The organism is Kitasatospora sp. NPDC086801, assembly GCF_044745805.1.
In the GTDB taxonomy this organism is placed as follows: Bacteria; Actinomycetota; Actinomycetes; order Streptomycetales; family Streptomycetaceae; genus Kitasatospora.
This window is the reverse complement of sequence record NZ_JBIVAX010000002.1, coordinates 343,971-361,471: the sequence shown is the minus strand read 5'-3', so window position 1 is coordinate 361,471 and position 17,501 is coordinate 343,971. Positions and strand designations below refer to the sequence as shown.

Here is a 17,501-nt window from a genome sequence, read left to right as displayed (position 1 = left end):
CCGGTCGCCCCGGCCGTCCGTCACCCGACGGATCGGCACATGCCGCGGGCACGTGCTGTCAAGCCGGGCAGCCGATCTTCGGCCAAATCGGCCGCCCCGTCCACTGACCGGACCTGCGGCTTCCGGTACCCGGCCCCGGCCGCCTTCCGGCCGCTCAGCGCCGCCCCGCCGACGATTCGTCAGAACGGCTCCGCTATCGTCCCGGTCGGCGGAAACTCGTCTCGCATCGCAGGATATCGGCGTTGGGCTGACTGTCAGACCTTTACGCAATCGGCACGGTCGACCACACTGAGTCCGGGCGGGACTGTTCAGGATTCGGGGGATAGGGGGCGTCACGTGCGGCACGACAGACATCGTTCGAGCGCGCCGGGCTCCCTCGCCGGTGGTGTGCCGGTCGATCCGCGATTCCGCCTCGGGACCGTCGGACAGGCCGGGGTCCGGCTTCGCAGGTGCCGCCGGGCGGCGGCACCACGCTATGAAACGAGGAAGTGAGTCCGGGTGGCACTCTCCGTCTCCGCGCTGGTCCTGTTCGCGATCCTGTGCATCATCTTCATCCGCAACAAGCAGTTGAAGATCGCGCACGGCATCATCGCCGCCCTGTTCGGCTTCATGCTGCACGAGACCACGGTCGCGGGCTCGATCAACTCCCTGCTGGCCAACCTCGCCCACAGCATCTCGGGCATCACCGGCGGCTGACCCGGCCGGGCCGTCCGCAACCCCCGCGAGGGGATCACCGGCCGGCCCGTCTGGCCTCCCGCCAGCGAGCGAACAGTCCCCGGGGGCGGCCCGCCGCCGGGGTGGGGGCACGCATCGGTGCGGGTGCCACGGCACCTGCCGCCGCGGCCTGCCCCGCCGCCGCCCGCTCGGTCGTCAACAGCACGAACAGCCGTGCCCAGCACAGCCGTTCGCCCCGCGGCCAGTCCATCGCGCGCAGCGCCGCCGACGCGGCCTCCGACACCTCGCCGTCGACCCGGACCTCGGCGACGTCGTCGCCCGCCTTCCCGCCCAGGAAGAGCTTCACCCCGACCGGCCCCGGCCCGGCCAACTGCGGCCGCAGCGCGGGCGCGAGCGCCGGCAGCACCCGGTGCTCGGCGAGCCAGCCCGCCAGGTGCTCGTTGCCGAAGCCGAACACCGCCGCCGGTCCCTGGACGGCGTGCCAGCCCGGGAGTTCGGCGTGGTCCGCGTGGTCGGCGTGCACCCCGCGCCCGTCCGTCAGCTCGACCAGCACCGAGGCGGTGGTGGTCGCCCACATCTTCACCGCGCTGGCGAGCTTCTCCTCCTCGGTCTTGCCGAGGCCGGCCGCGCAGTCCCACACCACCGGCGCGTCCGCCCGGCCCAGGTGCAGCACGTAGCCGAGGTCGACGTGGCCGGCGCCGTCGTTCCCGGGGTGTTCGCGCACCGCCACCGCCGTCGTTCCCGGGCCGCGCACCACCTCGCCGTCGGCGCTGAACTCCTGTCCGAGGCGTGCCATCTCCCGGACCACACAGCGCTGTATGACGGCCAGCCGCTCCTGGGGACCCACCGGGACTCCTCCACCTCGGAGCGCGGCAGGTGAGCTCGCGCTCGAACTGCGCTCGAACGCCGCCGAGGCTATCGGCCCGGCAGCCGGGCGGGAAACCGTCCGGCCTCCATGGTCCTCCAGTCGCGGGAATGTCCTGAATGCACCATTTTGGGAAGCGGAACCGCCCTGTGGCCGCCGGCCGGGGCCCTGCCGCCCGCCTGGAGAGCCCGCATGACCCGCACCGCCCCGACGCCCCCGCCGTCGCTCCTGACGGCCCCTCCGGTGCCCCCTCCGCTCCTGGCGGGCCCGGACGGCTCCGGCCTGGTCGCCGAGATCGAGGCCTACCTCGCCTCGCTGCCCGCCTCCGCGCGCCACCCGGTGCCGTACGTCTGCCCCCACGGCACCGCCGTGCGGTCCTGGTGCGCCGGCCACCCGGCCCCCCGGGTCACCCTGCTCGACCGGGCGCTGCGCCGCCCGGCCCGCCCGGTGCCGGTCAGCGCCGCCGACCACCTGCGGCTCGCCTCCCGCTACATCGGCGCCCACGGTTGGCTGCAGGGCGCGATGTGGGACGCGTGCGGCCGGGTCTGCCTGCTCGGCGCCCAGGCCGCCGTCCTCGCGCACGGCTACGGCACCCCGGCCACCGTCCGCACCGCCCGGGTCCAGCTGATGGAGGTGCTGCACGCGACCGGCCGCCCGGTGCACTCCCCGGACGAGTACAACGACCGCCCCACCACCCGGGAGGTCGACGTCCGGCTGCTGCTCGACCGGGCCGCCGCCCGGGCCGGCCGGCTCGGGCTCTGAACCGGCCCTCCCGGACTCCGCCCGCGGACGCCGGCCCCGCCGGGGCGCCGGGCCGCCCGGAAACGCCGACGGCCCCGGTGCGTGGAGACGCACCGGGGCCGGGCCGATGAGCGGGCGACGAGAATCGAACTCGCGTGACTAGTTTGGAAGACTAGGGCTCTACCATTGAGCTACGCCCGCGTGATCCCCCGGTCGTTGCCGGCCGGAAGTTCGGGGAACAGCGTACCTGGTCCGGCCGCTTCCGCGCACACCGGATTCTCCGCGCGCTCCCTCGGACCGCCCCCGAATATGTCGGCGAGCCGCCAGGGCCCGACGTGTACGCTTCCTCTCGGCACCACGGGGTGTGGCGCAGTTTGGTAGCGCGTCCGCTTTGGGAGCGGAAGGCCGTCGGTTCGAATCCGGTCACCCCGACAGTGCGGCAGGGTCTCGTCCACCGTGGCGGGGCCCTGTTCTGTTCGGGCCCGACGGTGGCGCCTGGCGTCCGCCTTTCGTGGTACCGGTAGGATGGGGCGCTGGCGGTCGTCCCTGCGGCTTCAACCCAGGTCAACCGCACGAGGGCGAGGAGTCACGCTCACCGTCCACCCCCCACGGGAGATGCAGCTCCAACCGCTCATCGCTCGTCTCGCCCGACCCACTTCGTACCGGCTTCGGCCTGGCGGCAGGGACGGGCGGAGGCAACCTGACCGCAAGCCCATAGGAGACCAAACCGTGAAGAGCGCCGTCGAGACTCTGAACCCGACCCGGGTTCGACTCACCGTCGAGGTGCCCTTCGAGGAGCTCAAGCCCAGCCTCGACGCGGCGTACAAGAAGATCAACCAGCAGGTCACGGTTCCGGGCTTCCGCAAGGGCAAGATCCCGGCTCGCGTCATCGACCAGCGTTTCGGCCGCGGTGCCGTGCTGGAAGAGGCCGTCAACGACGCCCTGCCGCGCTTCTACACGCAGGCCGTCGATGAGGGCAAGATCGAGGTCCTCGGCCAGCCCGACATCACCAACATCGAGGGTGTCGAGAAGATCGCCGATGGCGGTGACCTGAAGTTCACCGCCGAGGTGGACATCCGTCCGGAGATCACCCTTCCCGACTTCGCCTCCATCGAGGTGACCGTCGACCCGATCGCCGTCTCCGACGAGGACATCGAGAAGTCCCTGGAGCAGCTGCGCGAGCGCTTCTCCTCGGTCAAGGACGTCGAGCGCGCCGCGGCCGCCGGCGACATCGTGGTCGTGGACCTGATCGCCAAGGTCGACGGCGAGGTGCCGGAGGACGGCACCGCCAACGGCGTCAGCTACGAGATCGGCTCGGGCCGTCTGATCGACGGCATCGACGACGCCGTGACCGGCCTGGAGGCCGGTGGCACCGCCACCTTCTCCACCGAGCTCAAGGGTGGCACCCAGGCGGGCCAGACCTCCGAGGTCACCGTCACCGTCACCGCCGTCCAGGAGAAGGAGCTGCCCGAGCTGGACGACGAGTTCGCCCAGCTGGCCAGCGAGTTCGACACCCTGGAGGCCCTGCGCGACGACTCCCGCAAGCGCCTGGAGCGCATGAAGGAGTACGACCAGGCCACCCAGGCCCAGGAGAAGGTGCTGGACGCCCTGCTCGGCCTGGTCGAGATCGAGTTCCCGGAGAAGCTCCTCAAGGACGAGATCGAGACCCGCAAGCACAACCTGGAGCACCACCAGCTCCAGCCGATGGGCCTCGACATCGACTCCTACCTGGAGACCCAGGGCAAGACCCGCGAGGAGTGGGAGGCCGAGATCGAGGAGCAGGCGAAGAAGGGCATCAAGACCCAGTTCGTCCTGGACCAGATCGTCGCCGACGAGGAGCTGGGTGTTAACCAGGAGGAGCTGACCGAGCACCTCATCCGCCGCGCCGCCGGCTCGGGTCTCACCCCGGACCAGTTCGCGCAGCAGGTCGTCCAGGGTGGCCAGGTGCCGCTGCTGGTCGGCGAGGTCGCCCGCGGCAAGGCGCTGGCCACCGTGGTCGAGGCCGCCAAGGTCGCCGACACCGAGGGCAACGAGATCAACTTCGACGACGAGGACGAGACGGCCCAGACCGTCGAGGCCCCCGCCGCCGAGGAGACCGCCGCCGAGGAGAAGACCGGGGCCTGAGTGCTCCGGTAGCCCCTGAGGTCTGCGACGGGCCCGGACGCCGTACGGTGTCCGGGCCCGTCGTCGTCCCCCGGAGCGGGCCCGACCCTGCGCTCACAGCGAACAGTTCTGCGTGAGGGATTCTGCGGCCCGGCCTGCGCGTTAGGGTCCTTGGACAGCAACAATCACAACGTGATACCCGGAAGCTGTGCGACACCGTGACGGCCGTGGAGCGACCGTCCAAATCGACTGAGCAGGTGGCTAAGTGACGTTCCCGCAGATGCAGATGCCTGGCCCGATGGCGCCGCACGCCGCCTCTGGTGACGTGCTCGGCGGCCTGGGCGACCAGGTGTACAACCGGCTGCTCAACGAGCGGATCATCTTCCTCGGCCAGCAGGTCGACGACGACATCGCCAACAAGATCACCGCCCAGCTGCTGCTGCTGGCCGCGGACCCGGAAAAGGACATCTTCCTTTACATCAACTCCCCGGGCGGTTCGATCTCGGCGGGCATGGCGATCTACGACACCATGCAGTACATCAAGAACGACGTCGTCACCATCGCGATGGGCATGGCGGCCTCGATGGGCCAGTTCCTGCTGACCGCCGGCGCCAAGGGCAAGCGCTTCTCGCTGCCGAACGCGAACATCCTCATGCACCAGCCCTCCGCCGGCCTCGGTGGCTCCGCCACCGACATCCGCATCCAGGCCGAGCAGCTGCTGCGCACCAAGAAGCGGATGTCCGAGCTGATCGCCTTCCACAGCGGCCAGTCCTTCGAGCAGATCACCAGGGACTCCGACCGCGACCGCTGGTTCACGCCGGAGGAGGCCCTGGAGTACGGCCTGATCGACGCGATCATGCACAGTGCCGCGGACGTCCCCGGCGGCGGCGGCACGGGCGCCTGAGCCTCGGCCCGGCCCACGAGACCACAGCCACAACGCCCCGGAGGACAAGAACCCCCATGAACATCCCCAGCCTGTCGGCCGCCCAGGCCCGCGTCGAGGACATGCGCGCCGAGGGTCGCTACATCGTCCCGCGCTTCGTCGAGCGCACCACGCAGGGCATCCGCGAGTACGACCCGTACGCCAAGCTGTTCGAGGAGCGCATCATCTTCCTCGGCTCGCAGGTCGACGACGTCTCGGCGAACGACATCATGGCGCAGCTGCTGTGCCTGGAGTCGATGGACCCGGACCGCGAGATCCAGATGTACATCAACTCGCCGGGCGGCTCGTTCACGGCCCTGACGGCCATCTACGACACCATGCAGTACGTGAAGCCGGACATCACCACGGTCTGCATGGGCCAGGCGGCCTCCGCCGCGGCCGTGCTGCTCGCCGCCGGCACCCCCGGCAAGCGGATGGCGCTGCCGAACGCCCGCATCCTGATCCACCAGCCGTACACCGAGACCGGCCGCGGCCAGGTGTCCGACCTGGAGATCCAGGCCAAGGAGATCTTCCGGATGCGCGAGCAGCTGGAGGAGATGCTCTCCAAGCACTCCAACAAGCCGGTGGAGCAGGTGCGCGAGGACATCGAGCGCGACAAGATCCTCACCGCCGAGGAGGCCCTGGAGTACGGCCTGATCGACCAGATCATCTCCACCCGCAAGACCTCGCTGACCTCCTGAGGCCGGCACCCTCCGAGGCGGGGCGCGCATCCTGCGTGCGCGCTCCGCTCCGGGTCGTCGGCGGCCTCCGCAACGGCATCTGTTCGGTATCAATTCGCCCAGGGCGTAGGGCAGACCCGGCGAAGAGGACGGAATCAGGGGCCCGGCAGAGTACCGTCGGATAGCGAGACCGATCGCCGTCGGCGTTGACGGTCCACAGCACCAGGCCCCGGAACCCCTGCGGGGCCCCTGGCGAAGGGGAAGCACCTCGTGGCACGCATCGGAGACGGTGGCGACCTGCTCAAGTGCTCGTTCTGCGGCAAGTCGCAGAAGCAGGTGAAGAAGCTGATCGCCGGCCCAGGCGTGTACATCTGCGACGAGTGCATCGACCTGTGCAACGAGATCATCGAGGAGGAACTCGCCGAGACCTCCGAGGTGCGCTTCGAGGAGCTGCCGAAGCCGCGGGAGATCTACGAGTTCCTGGACCAGTACGTGGTCGGCCAGGACCTCGCCAAGAAGGCGCTGTCGGTGGCGGTCTACAACCACTACAAGCGGGTCCAGGCCGGCGAGGCGGGCCGCAGCGGCGGCAACGGCCGCGAGGACGCCATCGAGCTGGCCAAGTCCAACATCCTGCTGCTGGGCCCCACCGGCTCCGGCAAGACGCTGCTGGCGCAGACCCTGGCCCGGATGCTCAACGTGCCGTTCGCGATCGCGGACGCCACCGCGCTGACCGAGGCCGGGTACGTCGGCGAGGACGTCGAGAACATCCTGCTCAAGCTGATCCAGGCGGCCGACTACGACGTCAAGAAGGCCGAGACCGGGATCATCTACATTGATGAGATCGACAAGGTCGCGCGCAAGAGCGAGAACCCGTCGATCACCCGGGACGTCTCCGGTGAGGGCGTGCAGCAGGCGCTGCTGAAGATCCTGGAGGGCACCACCGCCTCGGTGCCGCCGCAGGGCGGGCGCAAGCACCCGCACCAGGAGTTCATCCAGATCGACACCACCAACGTGCTGTTCATCGTCGGCGGCGCGTTCGCCGGCCTGGAGCGGATCATCGAGGGCCGGGCCGGCGCCAAGGGCATCGGCTTCGGCGCCAACATCCGCTCCAAGCGGGAGTCGGACGCCAGCGACCACTTCCGCCAGGTGATGCCCGAGGACCTGGTGAAGTTCGGCATGATCCCCGAGTTCATCGGCCGGCTGCCGGTGATCACCAGCGTGCACAACCTGGACCGCGAGGCGCTCCTGCAGATCCTCACCGAGCCGAAGAACGCGCTGGTCAAGCAGTACCGCAAGCTCTTCGAACTGGACGGCGTGGAGCTGGAGTTCTCCCGGGACGCGCTGGAGGCGATCGCGGACCAGGCGATCCTGCGCGGCACCGGCGCGCGTGGTCTGCGGGCCATCATGGAGGAGGTGCTGATGTCCGTGATGTACGAGGTGCCCTCGCGTCAGGACGTCGCCCGCGTGGTGGTCACCGGTGACGTGGTCTCCAAGCACGCCATCCCCACCCTCGTCCCGCGCGACATGATCAAGCGCGAGCGGCGCGAGAAGAGCGCCTGACCGCGCCCGCCGCATCCGAAAGGGCCCCGCACCGACCGGTGCGGGGCCCTTCGGCGTTTCCGGGTGGCGGAGGGCCACCGGCGGTTCCCGGCGGACTACTTGGGAACCTCGGCGACCGCGCGCAGGTCGCGGGTGTCGGCGGCGAGCTTGTCCAGGTCCGGTTGGGTGCCCTGCTCGACCGCCTGCATCACCATGACGATGCTGCTGTTGTCGGCCCAGGCGCAGATGCCCATCGTGGTCTCGCTGTCGACGGCCACGGCGCACTCCATCGCACCGCCCTTGGTGCCGGCGTCCACCACGTGCCGGTCGCTGAGTTTCTGACCGCTGGTGGTGATGCCCTGGAACGCCTGGTTCAGCTCCTGTTTCGGCGCCAGGACCTTGCCGTAGGCCCCGACCGCGACCAGCTGCGGCTCCGACTGCGCGTTCTGGTAGAGGGCGCCCACCCCGGTGGGGCTCCAGTTGCCGTCGCCCTTGCCGAAGCTGGAGGCGAGCTCCTTCTCCATGGTGTCGGCGACCTCGGGGTCGTCGCTCTTCTTCATGTCCTTGAAGGTGGCCGGCAGGACGATCTTCTGGGTGCCCGCGGTGCTGGCCATGTCGTAGACGAAGTAGGCGAGCGCGCCGCCGCCCAGCAGCACGACGGCGCCGACGACGCCGAGCACGGTCCAGAGCGTCTTGCGGGACTTGCGCTGTGGCGGCACCGGCGGGTAGGCGCCGTACCCCGGGTAGGCACCCGGCTCACCGACCGGCGGGTAGCCGGGCGGCGGGCTCTGCGGCGGGATGCCGCCGTAGCCGGGCGCGGTCGGCGGCGGGGCGTCGTACCCCGGCTGCGGCGGGGGGCCGTAGGGGTTCTGCTCGGTCACGCGGGGCCTTTCTGACGGTGACGCCCACGCGCCGCCCGGCGGTACCGGGCGGCGCTGGGACGTGGTGGTGACGTGGCGGGGACGGTGCCCGGGTTACTTGGCGACGACCATGGCGTCGCGGATCGCCCGGGTCTTTTCGGCGGCCTGGGCCGGGGTGAGCCCCTGGGCGTCGCCGGTCAGGCTGATCTTGCTGAAGGTGACCCGGCCGGTGGTGAACTTGTCCGCCCACGCGCAGACCGTGGGGCCGGCCTTGCCCGCGATGACGCTGGCGACACCGCAGGCGAGCTTCGCCGAGGAGCTGTGGCCGTCCTTCGCGGGGAAGTCCGTCATCGGCGTGGACCAGGTCAGCCCGCCGCTGTCCTTCTTCGAGTCGGCGATGATCTGGTCGGGGTCGTTGAGCTCCCCGTAGACGCCGATCACCGAGAGCGTGTCGAGCGCGTCGGAGCCCTTGCTGTAGCTGGCCGCCAGCGCGTTGAGGTTCTTGCCGAACTTCGCCGCCTCGGGCTTGCTCGGGTCGACGGCCTCCTCCCTGGCCGACTTCTGGACGTAGCCGTCCGGCAGCGACTGCGGCGCGGAGACCTTGTACTGGCCGCCCTGGTCACCGCCGAGGAACTTCCACGCGGCGAAGCCGCCGCCGCCCAGCACCAGCGCGCCCACGACCAGGCCGACCACCAGGCCGGTCCGGCCCTTCTTCGGCGGCGGTGGGTAGCCCGGCTGCCCGTACGGGGCCTGCGGGGTGCCGTACGGCTGCTGCGGGGCGCCGTAGGGCGGCTGGGGCGCGCCGTAGGGCTGGCCGTCCTGCGGCGGGTAGCCGTACTGGGGCTGCGGCTGCGCGGCGCCGTAGGGCGGCGGCGGTTGCGGCGGGCCGTACGGGGGCTGCCCCCCGTATGGCTGAGGTTGTCCCTGCGGTTGTCCCTGCGGATACTGCTGGTCCTGGCCGTACATCTGTGTCCGTGCTCCCCCGCCGCACCCGCGGCCTGTCGTCGTGTCGTCCGTGTCCGTACGGAAACCGGACGAGTGTCCGGGAACGGTACCGTACGGTGTCCGTCACCGAGCCGTTCGGGCGGGGCGCGTCCGCGCAGCGAAAGCGGTTCGTAACACGGGCCTGCGGTTACGTAAACTGTGCGTCGTGACCGACACGACGAACCAGCGCCCCGTGAGCACCTTTGCCGGGGACGAAGCAGCGACCCTCCCGACGACCTACACCCCCGCGGACGTAGAGGGCGAGCTGTACGAGCGCTGGGTAGAGCGTGGCTACTTCACCGCGGACGCCAAGAGCGACAAGCCCCCGTTCACCATCGTCATCCCCCCGCCGAACGTGACCGGGGCCCTGCACCTGGGCCACGCCTTCCAGCACACGCTGATGGACGCCCTGACCCGCCGCAAGCGGATGCAGGGCTTCGAGACGCTCTGGCTGCCGGGCATGGACCACGCGGGCATCGCCACCCAGAACAAGGTGGAGCAGCAGCTCGCCGAGTCGGGCCTGTCCCGCCACGACCTGGGCCGCGAGGCCTTCGTCGAGAAGGTCTGGGAGTGGAAGGAGAACTACGGCGGCCGGATCCTCGGCCAGATGCGCCGCCTGGGCGACGGCGTGGACTGGTCGCGCGAGCGCTTCACCATGGACGAGGGGCTCTCGCAGGCCGTCCAGACCATCTTCAAGCGCCTCTTCGACGACGGCCTGATCTACCGGGCCGAGCGCATCATCAACTGGTGCCCGCGCTGCCTCACGGCCCTGTCCGACATCGAGGTGGAGCACGAGGAGGTCCCCGGCGAGCTGGTCTCGATCCGCTACGGCGAGGGCGAGGACTCGATCGTCGTCGCCACGACCCGGGCCGAGACGATGCTGGGCGACACCGCCGTGGCCGTCCACCCCGACGACGAGCGGTACCGGCACCTGGTCGGCCGGACCATCAAGCTGCCGCTGACCGACCGTGAGATCCCGGTCGTCGCGGACGAGCACGTCGACCCGGAGTTCGGCACCGGCGCCGTCAAGGTGACGCCCGCGCACGACCCCAACGACTTCGCGATCGGCCAGCGCCACAACCTGCCGAACCTGAGCATCATGGACGAGCGCGGTGCGATCACCGTGCACGGCCCCTTCCTCGGCCTGGACCGGCTGGAGGCCCGCTCGGCCGTGGTCGGTGCGCTGCGCGAGCAGGGCCGGATCGTCGCCGAGAAGCGTCCGTACATGCACTCGGTCGGCCACTGCTCGCGCTGCCACACCGTGGTCGAGCCGCGGCTGTCGCTCCAGTGGTGGGTCAAGGTCGAGCCGCTGGCGAAGGCCGCCGGCGACGCCGTGCGCGACGGCAAGGTGGAGATCCACCCGAAGGAGCTGGAGCGCCGCTACTTCGACTGGGTCGACAACATGTACGACTGGTGCATCTCGCGCCAGCTGTGGTGGGGCCACCGGATCCCGGTCTGGTACGGCCCGGACGGCGAGGTCGTCTGCGTCGGTCCGGACGAGCAGCCGCCCACCGGTGAGGGCTGGCACCAGGACCCGGACGTCCTGGACACCTGGTTCTCCTCCGGCCTGTGGCCGTTCTCGACGCTCGGCTGGCCGGAGCGGACCCCGGATCTGGAGAAGTTCTACCCGACCGACGTCCTGGTCACCGGCCACGACATCATCTTCTTCTGGGTCGCCCGGATGATGATGTTCGGGCTGTACGCGATGGACGGCGAGGCGCCGTTCAAGACCGTCGCCCTGACCGGCCTGGTCCGCGACGAGTTCGGCAAGAAGATGTCGAAGTCCTCGGGCACCGCCGTGGACCCGCTGGACTGGATGGACGCCTACGGCGCCGACGCCGTCCGCTTCACCCTGGCCCGCGGCGCCAACCCGGGCGCCGACGTGCCGATCGGCGAGGACTGGGTCAAGGGCTCGCGCAACTTCTGCAACAAGATCTGGAACGCGACCCGCTTCGCGCTGATGAACGGCGCCACCGTCGAGGGCCCGCTGCCCGCGCCGGAGCAGCTCACCGCGGTGGACCGCTGGATCCTGTCGCGGCTGAACGCCACCGTCGCCGAGGTGGACGCGCTCTACGACGACTACGAGTACGCCAAGGCCTCGGACGCGCTCTACCACTTCGCGTGGGACGAGGTCTTCGACTGGTACGTCGAGCTCTCCAAGACCACCCTGGCCAAGGGCGGCCCGCAGGCCGACGCCGCGCGCCGGGTGCTCGGCGAGGTGCTGGACACCACGCTGCGGCTGCTGCACCCGGTGGTCCCGTTCGTCACCGAGGCCCTGTGGACGGCACTGACCGGCGCCGAGTCGCTGGTGGTCGCCGACTGGCCGACGGACGGCGGGTTCCGTGACACCGCCGCCGAGGCCGAGATCGCCACGTTGCAGCAGGTGGTCACCGAGGTCCGCCGATTCCGCTCGGACCAGGGCCTGCAGCCCGCGCAGCGCGTCCCGGCGAAGCTGGAGCTGGGCGGCACCGTGCTGGCCGTCCACGAGGACGCGATCCGTTCGCTGCTGCGGCTGACCGTCCCCGAGGAGGGCTTCGCGGCCACCGCCTCGCTCCCGGTCGCCGGCGCCACCGTCGCGCTCGACCTCTCCGGCACCATCGACGTCGCGGCGGAGCGCAAGCGCCTCGCCAAGGACCTCGCGGTCGCCGAGAAGGAGAAGGCGCAGACCACGGCCAAGCTCGGCAACGAGGCGTTCCTCGCCAAGGCGCCGGACGAGGTGGTCGCCAAGATCCGGGGCCGCCAGGAGGCCGCCGAGGCCGACATCGCCCGGATCACCGCCCAGCTCGCGGCGCTGCCGCAGGGCTGAGCCCGCACCGGTCCGTGAGGGGCCGCACTCCGCGACGCGCGGGGTGCGGCCCCTCCGGCGTTTCGGCCGGCGCAGCGCGGGCGCGGCGGCGGTGTTCTTTTTGCTACGCCTAATAGCCCAGCAACATTGCTCCCTTCCGGCGAATATTCATCCTGGACCGGGTGAGGTCCTATTCCGCCCGAATTCATTCCGGTCTTGCCCGCGCGGTTTCGCGGAAGTTTGCAGGTCGGATGTGTACGGTGTGCACGGAGTTTCCGACGGGTGATTCTGCTGAGCGTTCCTGCTGAGCCGACGGACGGGAGGGCACGGCGTGGTGGTGACCGAGGAATTGGCCGACGAACTGCCTGCCGAGGCGGTGGAGGAGGCCAAGGCCAGGGCGGCGACCCTGCTGCTGGCGTTCCGCCACGGCAACCAGCTCGCCTTCGACCACGAGCTGGACCTGCTCCTCGCCGAGCACGCCGAGCGCGAGGTGACCACCCTGCTCGCCTGGATCGCCGCCGAGGCCGTCCGCAAGGCGTACGCACCCGAGGTCGGTGACCGGGTGCTGCGGGCGATGGCCCGGCGCGCCCCGGCCGACAACGGTGCGGTCGCGGTGGACGAGGAGAGTGCGGACGCCGCCCGGCTGATCGAGGCGGTGGCCGCCGGCGAGGTGGCCGAGGTGCGCGGCCTGGTCGCCTCGACCGCCGACACCACCTTCCTGCTCGGCGGCCTGCTGCAGGGCGTCGCGATGATGCTGCCGCTGCTGCCCGAGGGCGAACTGACCGAGATCACCGCCGAGTTGCGCCGCCGGCACGGTGGGCCCGGGGCGCACGTCCCGGAGGCCCGGGCCGGGGTCTGAGCCCCAGCCCGGGGGGTGTCACGGCATGGCGTGCAGGTGCGCGCCGATGGTGCCCGCGATCGGGTTGCCCGCCGTGGCGTCCCAGTTGGTCGACCAGGTCATCGCCCCGCCGATGCCCGGCCAGGTGGTGTCGGGCTTGTAGCTGCCGCAGTTGGTGCCGGCGGCCAGGCAGTCCAGCGCGTCGTCGACCACGCTCGGGCTGACGTACCCGCCGCCCGCCGCGCTGGTGGAGGCCGGCACCCCGAGCCCCACCTGGTCGGGCCGCAGCCCGCCCTTGAGCTGGATGCAGGCCAGCGCGGTGAGGAAGTTCTCGGTGCCCTGCGAGTAGACGTTGCCGTCGCAGCCGTTCATCGCACCGGAGTTGTAGTACTGCATGTTGACGATGGTGAGGATGTCCTTCACGTTCAGCGCCAGCTTGAAGTACTCCATGCCGGTCGACTGCATGTCGATGGTCTGCGGCGCCATGGTGAGGATGAACCCGCTGCCGCTCTTCGCCGCCAGCGAGTGCAGCGCCTGCCCCAGGTAGGCGGCGTTGACGCCGTTCTCCAGGTCGATGTCGATCCCGTCGAAGCCGTAAGCCTGCATCAGCCCCCAGGCGGTGCCGGCGAAGTTGGCCGCCGAGGTCGGGTCGCTCACCGACACCGTGCCGTTCTGCCCGCCGACCGAGAGCACCACCTTCTTGCCGGCCGCCCGCTTGGCCGCGATGTCGGCCTTGAACTGGGCGTCGGTGTAGCCGCCGAGGCGGGAGGAGAGGGCCGGGTCCAGGGTGAAGCCCAGCCCGCCCGGCGTGCTGGTGGCGTCGGCGAAGGAGACCGCGATGATGTCGTAGGCGGCCGGGACGTCGCTGATCCGCTGGACGGTGGCGCCGTTGTCGAAGTTCTGCCAGTAGCCGGTCAGGATGTGCTTGGGCAGGCCGGGCGGCTTGCCGGTCGAGGTGGCGGTCGGGCTGCCGGTGCCGGTGTCCGTGGGGGAGGGGCTGCCGGTGCCGGTGGGGCTCGGGGACGTGGTGACGGTCGGGCTCTGGGAGGGCTGCGGGCCGCCCGGACCGATCAGCGAGACGTCGTCGGCGAGGAAGGCGGGCTGCCCGTACCAGCCGTGCAGGTAGACGGTGACGCTGGTGGTGCCCGGGCCGGTGGTGAAGCCGGTGCTCAGCTGGGCCCAGCCCGTGGAGTTCGTCCAGGTGCCGGGGTCGGTGCCGCCGGTGCCGCGGGCGCCCAGGTAGACGTACGAGCCCTGGACCCAGGAGCTCAGCGTGTACGTCGAGGAGGGCTTCACGGCGATGGTCTGGGTGCACTCGCCGGTGTCGCCGTTGCCCGGGGTGGACTGCAGGGCGTAGCGGCCGGAGTGCACGGTCGCGCTCTGGACGGCGCCGTTGCCGCAGGACCAGCCGGACAGGGTGCCGGTCTCGAAGCCGCCGTTGGTGACCAGGTCGGGGTCGGCGGCCTGGGCGCCGGTGCCGGTGGCGAGGACGAGCCCGCTCAGGCCGAGGGCGATGGCGCCGGCCCCGGCGAGCAGGGTGTGGACGGCGCGCGGGCGCCGGTGTCGGGCAGGTGGCATGACTCCATCTCCTGTGGGGGAGGCCCGGCGGCGCGCCTGGGTGGTGGGGGTGGAACGCCGTCCGGGGTGTCGATGGTGCGCGTGCGGGAGCTACCGACAACTCAAGTCCCTGTCGGGGAAGGAGACTTGCCTCACAAGGTGGAGTAGACCAATCCGGCTGTCAAGAGGGCGCTAGGCGGCCAGCGGCCGGGCTCCGGAGCCGATTGCTCCGGCCTTGGCCGCTCCGGCGTCGGCTGCCCCGGCCTCGGCCGGCTCGGCGACCGCGGCGGTCAGCGCGGCGATCCGGGCCGAGGCCAGGCCGTCGCCGTACGGGCTCGGGGTGGCCGCGAGCCGGGCGAGCCGCTCGGGGGTGTCGGCCAGCCAGGTCCGGGCCAGCTCGCCCAGGTCCTCGCCGGGGCCCACCAGCGCGGCGAAGCCCGCCGCCACCGCCTCCGGGCGCTCGGTGGAGCGGCGCACCACCAGCAGCGGGCGGCCGAGCACGGTGCACTCCTCCTGCACGCCGCCGGAGTCGGAGACCAGCAGCGCGGCGTGGCTCGCCAGGCCCAGGAAGTCGGCGTACCCGACCGGCCCGGTGACGGCCAGGCGCTCCAGCAGGGCGTCCAGCGCGAAGCGCTCGACGGCGGCCCGGGTGCGCGGGTGCATCGGGAACAGCACCGGGGTGCCGGCCCGGGCGATCCGGTCCAGTTCGGCCAGCACGGCGCCCAGCGCCCCGGCGGTGTCGGTGTTCTCCGGGCGGTGCACGGTGGCCAGCACGTAGCCGTCCGGGCGCAGCCCGTGCGCGGCGAGCAGCGCGGTGCGGTCGGCCGCGGCCGGCAGCTGACGGCGGACCACCTCGACGACGGTGTTGCCGGTGAGCGCGATCCGCTCCTCGGCGAGGGCCTCGGCGCGCAGGTTGGCGACGTTGTCCTCGGTGGCGGCGCAGAGCAGGTCGGAGACGTGGTCGACCATCACCCGGTTGTGCTCCTCGGGCATCGCCCGGTCGAAGCTGCGCAGCCCGGCCTCGACGTGCACCAGCGGGATCTCGCGGGCGTTGGCGGCCAGCGCCCCGGCGAGGGTGGCGTTGGTGTCGCCCTGGACGACCACGGCGGCGGGGCGGTCCTCGGCGAAGGCGGCGTCCAGCTGGCCGAGGGACTGGGCGATCTGGCCGGCCCGGGGGCGCCCGCCGACGCCGGTGAGCAGCTCCGGGCGGGGCAGGTCGAGGTCGCGCAGGAAGCGGCCGGACATCGCCTCGTCCCAGTGCTGGCCGGTGTGCACCAGACGGGTGGCGTCGCCGAGTTCGTGGATCAGCGGGGCGAGCTTGACCAGTTCGGGGCGGGTGCCGAGGACGACGGCGACGCTGGCGGGGGGAAGGCACGTGCTCATGGGGAGGCTCCGAGGGGGTGGGGCTGCTCAGGACTCAGACGCGGGGCTCGGGCGCGGGGCTCGGGCGCGGGGCTCAGGACCGAGGCTCAGGACCGAGGCTCAGGACCGAGGCTCAGGACCGAGGCTCAGGACTCAAGGGCGGTGGGGGCGCCGAGGGCGACCTTCTCGGCGTTGCGCCGGGTCTTGGCCCAGCCGTTGCGGCCGAGCAGCATCCGGGCGGCGGCCCGGGCGGCGACCACGAAGAGGTGGTAGGCGTAGAGCCAGATCAGGACGCCCCAGAGCAGTCCGGTGAGCCGGCCGCGGTCGGGGTGGACGAGCCGGCGGTAGGCGAAGCCCCAGAACACCATCGGCAGGGTGGCGATCGCGAAGGCGAGCAGCATCCACGGGCCGAACCTGACGTGGAAGTCGGTGGTCTCGGCGGGGAAGAGCACCAGCCCGGCGGTGGTGATCGCGAGCGAGAGCGGGAACAGCAGGACCAGCAGCACGCAGACGACGGGCTGGAGGAAGGTGTACAGCACCTCGGCCTTGCCGGACCAGCTGTAGAAGGGGGAGCGCAGCACCCGGCCGGTGTAGCGCAGGCACTGCATGTTGCCCTGGGCCCAGCGGGTGCGCTGGGTGAGGAAGCGGCGCAGCGAGATCAGGCCCTCCTGGGAGACCTGGGTCTCGGTGACGTGGGTGAGCCGCCAGCCGGCCAGGCGCAGGTCGAGGCCGGACTCGTAGTCCTCCAGCAGGGCGCGCTCGGGCCAGGGGCGGCCGGCCCGGCCCTCCTCGGCGGTGAGCGAGTCGAGGGCGGTGAGGCGGACGAACTGGCCGTTCCCGCCGAGGCCGACGCTGCCGGTGCGGCGGCGCAGCAGCTGCATGCCGGCGTTGTTGGCCTGGAACTCGACGTCCTGCATCCGGACCAGGGCGCGGGCGAACGCGTTGGCGGTGCGGCCGCGGCCGGGCAGCGGGAGTTCGTCGTCGGCGTTGCGCATCCGCACGCCGATCTGGACGGCGCCGGTGTCGGGGCGGCCGAGCGCCTTGTCGTTGCAGACCTGGGGGAGGGTGCCGGGGTCGAGCCGTCCGTCGGCGTCGACCACGCCGATCACCACGCGGGCGCGGTCGGCGTCCTCGGGCAGCCAGGCGGTGATCTCGCGGTAGGCGGCGTTGAGGGCGGCGCCCTTGCCGATCCGGGCGTGCGGGCGGCGGCGCTGGACGAGGTGGACGCGGTCGTCGTGGGCCGCGGCGGCGAGCACGAGGTCGCGGGTGGCGTCCTCGCTGTCGTCGTCGATCACCCACAGGTGGGCCTCGGGCGCGCTCTCGCGCAGGCCTGCCAGGGTCTGGGTGACCACGGCCTCCTCGTCGCGGCAGGGGATCACCAGGTGCCACTGGAAGGCGGCCGGGTCGCCGGGGTCGGCGGGCCGGTTGTACCGGAAGGCGTGCCGGGAGCCGGCCCAGTACACGAGGAAGCGTCCGAAGACGAAGGCCATGTAGCCGACGAGTGCCAGTGAGACCAGTCCGGCGAACCAGACGATGGCGTCCTGGCGGAGCACGATCCACTCGTGCAGAACGTCGGGCATGGCGTGGGGC

Annotated in this window: 14 protein-coding genes and 2 tRNA genes; 9 read left to right on the top strand and 7 right to left on the bottom strand. The window is 71.6% G+C overall.

The genetic code is table 11. The features are described 5' to 3' along the window. Nucleotides 1-498 precede the first annotated feature (498 nt). The gene (locus ACIPLC_RS05020) at nucleotides 499-696 is read left to right on the top strand and encodes a hypothetical protein (protein WP_063347574.1); all 198 of its coding nucleotides are present in this window, start codon (nucleotides 499-501) and stop codon (nucleotides 694-696) included. A 34-nt stretch (nucleotides 697-730) separates the two neighbouring features. Here the strand turns inward: ACIPLC_RS05020 and ACIPLC_RS05015 are convergent, their stop codons facing one another. Further along, entirely contained in the window at nucleotides 731-1,522 is a 792-nt protein-coding gene (locus ACIPLC_RS05015; RefSeq protein WP_400471169.1) for a DUF6348 family protein, read from the bottom strand. A gap of 210 nt (nucleotides 1,523-1,732) precedes the next feature. Here ACIPLC_RS05015 and ACIPLC_RS05010 point away from each other — a divergent pair, with 210 nt between their 5' ends. Further along, nucleotides 1,733-2,302 carry a hypothetical protein gene (locus tag ACIPLC_RS05010; RefSeq protein WP_400471167.1) on the top strand — a complete coding sequence of 190 codons (570 nt, stop codon included), beginning with the start codon at nucleotides 1,733-1,735 and terminating at the stop codon, nucleotides 2,300-2,302. 109 nt (nucleotides 2,303-2,411) lie between these two features. Here ACIPLC_RS05010 and ACIPLC_RS05005 read toward each other — a convergent pair. Continuing rightward, nucleotides 2,412-2,482, bottom strand: a tRNA-Gly gene (locus ACIPLC_RS05005). Nucleotides 2,483-2,639: 157 nt separating this feature from the next. On the opposite strand from ACIPLC_RS05005, the gene ACIPLC_RS05000 reads away from it, so the two are divergent. The 5 genes from ACIPLC_RS05000 to clpX all read left to right on the top strand — a co-directional run bounded on the left by ACIPLC_RS05000 (nucleotide 2,640) and on the right by clpX (nucleotide 7,546). Further along, nucleotides 2,640-2,713: transfer RNA gene (locus ACIPLC_RS05000), tRNA-Pro, on the top strand. Between the two features lie 297 nt (nucleotides 2,714-3,010). Next, entirely contained in the window at nucleotides 3,011-4,405 is a 1,395-nt protein-coding gene (gene tig / locus ACIPLC_RS04995) for a trigger factor (RefSeq protein WP_400471165.1), read from the top strand. A 265-nt stretch (nucleotides 4,406-4,670) separates the two neighbouring features. Then, nucleotides 4,671-5,288, top strand: coding sequence for an ATP-dependent Clp protease proteolytic subunit (locus ACIPLC_RS04990; protein ID WP_360211667.1), 618 nt, complete (start codon nucleotides 4,671-4,673; stop codon nucleotides 5,286-5,288). Between the two features lie 56 nt (nucleotides 5,289-5,344). Then, nucleotides 5,345-6,007 carry an ATP-dependent Clp protease proteolytic subunit gene (locus ACIPLC_RS04985; RefSeq protein WP_380651534.1) on the top strand — a complete coding sequence of 221 codons (663 nt, stop codon included), beginning with the start codon at nucleotides 5,345-5,347 and terminating at the stop codon, nucleotides 6,005-6,007. A gap of 249 nt (nucleotides 6,008-6,256) precedes the next feature. Continuing rightward, nucleotides 6,257-7,546, top strand: a complete 1,290-nt coding sequence (gene clpX / locus ACIPLC_RS04980) for an ATP-dependent Clp protease ATP-binding subunit ClpX (RefSeq protein ID WP_063347569.1) — start codon at nucleotides 6,257-6,259, stop codon at nucleotides 7,544-7,546. A gap of 95 nt (nucleotides 7,547-7,641) precedes the next feature. Here the strand turns inward: clpX and ACIPLC_RS04975 are convergent, their stop codons facing one another. Both ACIPLC_RS04975 and ACIPLC_RS04970 read right to left on the bottom strand, forming a co-directional pair. After that, complete coding sequence (locus ACIPLC_RS04975) at nucleotides 7,642-8,406, bottom strand: hypothetical protein (RefSeq protein ID WP_400471164.1); 765 nt, start codon at nucleotides 8,404-8,406, stop codon at nucleotides 7,642-7,644. 93 nt (nucleotides 8,407-8,499) lie between these two features. Continuing rightward, on the bottom strand, nucleotides 8,500-9,351 hold the full coding sequence (locus tag ACIPLC_RS04970) for a hypothetical protein (RefSeq protein ID WP_400471163.1): 852 nt from the start codon (nucleotides 9,349-9,351) through the stop codon (nucleotides 8,500-8,502). Between the two features lie 184 nt (nucleotides 9,352-9,535). Between ACIPLC_RS04970 and ACIPLC_RS04965 the strand changes: the two genes are divergently transcribed. Next, nucleotides 9,536-12,175, top strand: coding sequence for a valine--tRNA ligase (locus ACIPLC_RS04965; protein ID WP_400471162.1), 2,640 nt, complete (start codon nucleotides 9,536-9,538; stop codon nucleotides 12,173-12,175). Between the two features lie 316 nt (nucleotides 12,176-12,491). Continuing rightward, complete coding sequence (locus ACIPLC_RS04960) at nucleotides 12,492-13,013, top strand: hypothetical protein (RefSeq protein ID WP_400471160.1); 522 nt, start codon at nucleotides 12,492-12,494, stop codon at nucleotides 13,011-13,013. An 18-nt stretch (nucleotides 13,014-13,031) separates the two neighbouring features. Here ACIPLC_RS04960 and ACIPLC_RS04955 read toward each other — a convergent pair whose 3' ends face one another. From ACIPLC_RS04955 to ACIPLC_RS04945, 3 genes are all read right to left on the bottom strand, one after another. Then, complete coding sequence (locus ACIPLC_RS04955) at nucleotides 13,032-14,570, bottom strand: chitinase (RefSeq protein ID WP_400471158.1); 1,539 nt, start codon at nucleotides 14,568-14,570, stop codon at nucleotides 13,032-13,034. Between the two features lie 171 nt (nucleotides 14,571-14,741). Further along, entirely contained in the window at nucleotides 14,742-15,932 is a 1,191-nt protein-coding gene (gene wecB, locus ACIPLC_RS04950) for a non-hydrolyzing UDP-N-acetylglucosamine 2-epimerase (RefSeq protein ID WP_400471157.1), read from the bottom strand. Between the two features lie 125 nt (nucleotides 15,933-16,057). Then, entirely contained in the window at nucleotides 16,058-17,491 is a 1,434-nt protein-coding gene (locus tag ACIPLC_RS04945; RefSeq protein ID WP_400471155.1) for a glycosyltransferase, read from the bottom strand. Nucleotides 17,492-17,501 lie beyond the last annotated feature (10 nt).

What these genes read in the sequence shown, in the direction of transcription:
- ACIPLC_RS05010 (WP_400471167.1), top strand. Translation starts at nt 1,733, where the DNA reads ATGACCCGCACCGCCCCGACGCCCCCGCCGTCGCTCCTGACGGCCCCT.
- ACIPLC_RS04990 (WP_360211667.1), top strand. Translation starts at nt 4,671, where the DNA reads ATGCCTGGCCCGATGGCGCCGCACGCCGCCTCTGGTGACGTGCTCGGC.
- ACIPLC_RS04985 (WP_380651534.1), top strand. Translation starts at nt 5,345, where the DNA reads ATGAACATCCCCAGCCTGTCGGCCGCCCAGGCCCGCGTCGAGGACATG.
- ACIPLC_RS04970 (WP_400471163.1), bottom strand. Translation starts at nt 9,351, where the DNA reads ATGTACGGCCAGGACCAGCAGTATCCGCAGGGACAACCGCAGGGACAA.
- ACIPLC_RS04955 (WP_400471158.1), bottom strand. Translation starts at nt 14,570, where the DNA reads ATGCCACCTGCCCGACACCGGCGCCCGCGCGCCGTCCACACCCTGCTC.
- wecB (WP_400471157.1), bottom strand. Translation starts at nt 15,932, where the DNA reads ATGAGCACGTGCCTTCCCCCCGCCAGCGTCGCCGTCGTCCTCGGCACC.
- ACIPLC_RS04945 (WP_400471155.1), bottom strand. Translation starts at nt 17,491, where the DNA reads ATGCCCGACGTTCTGCACGAGTGGATCGTGCTCCGCCAGGACGCCATC.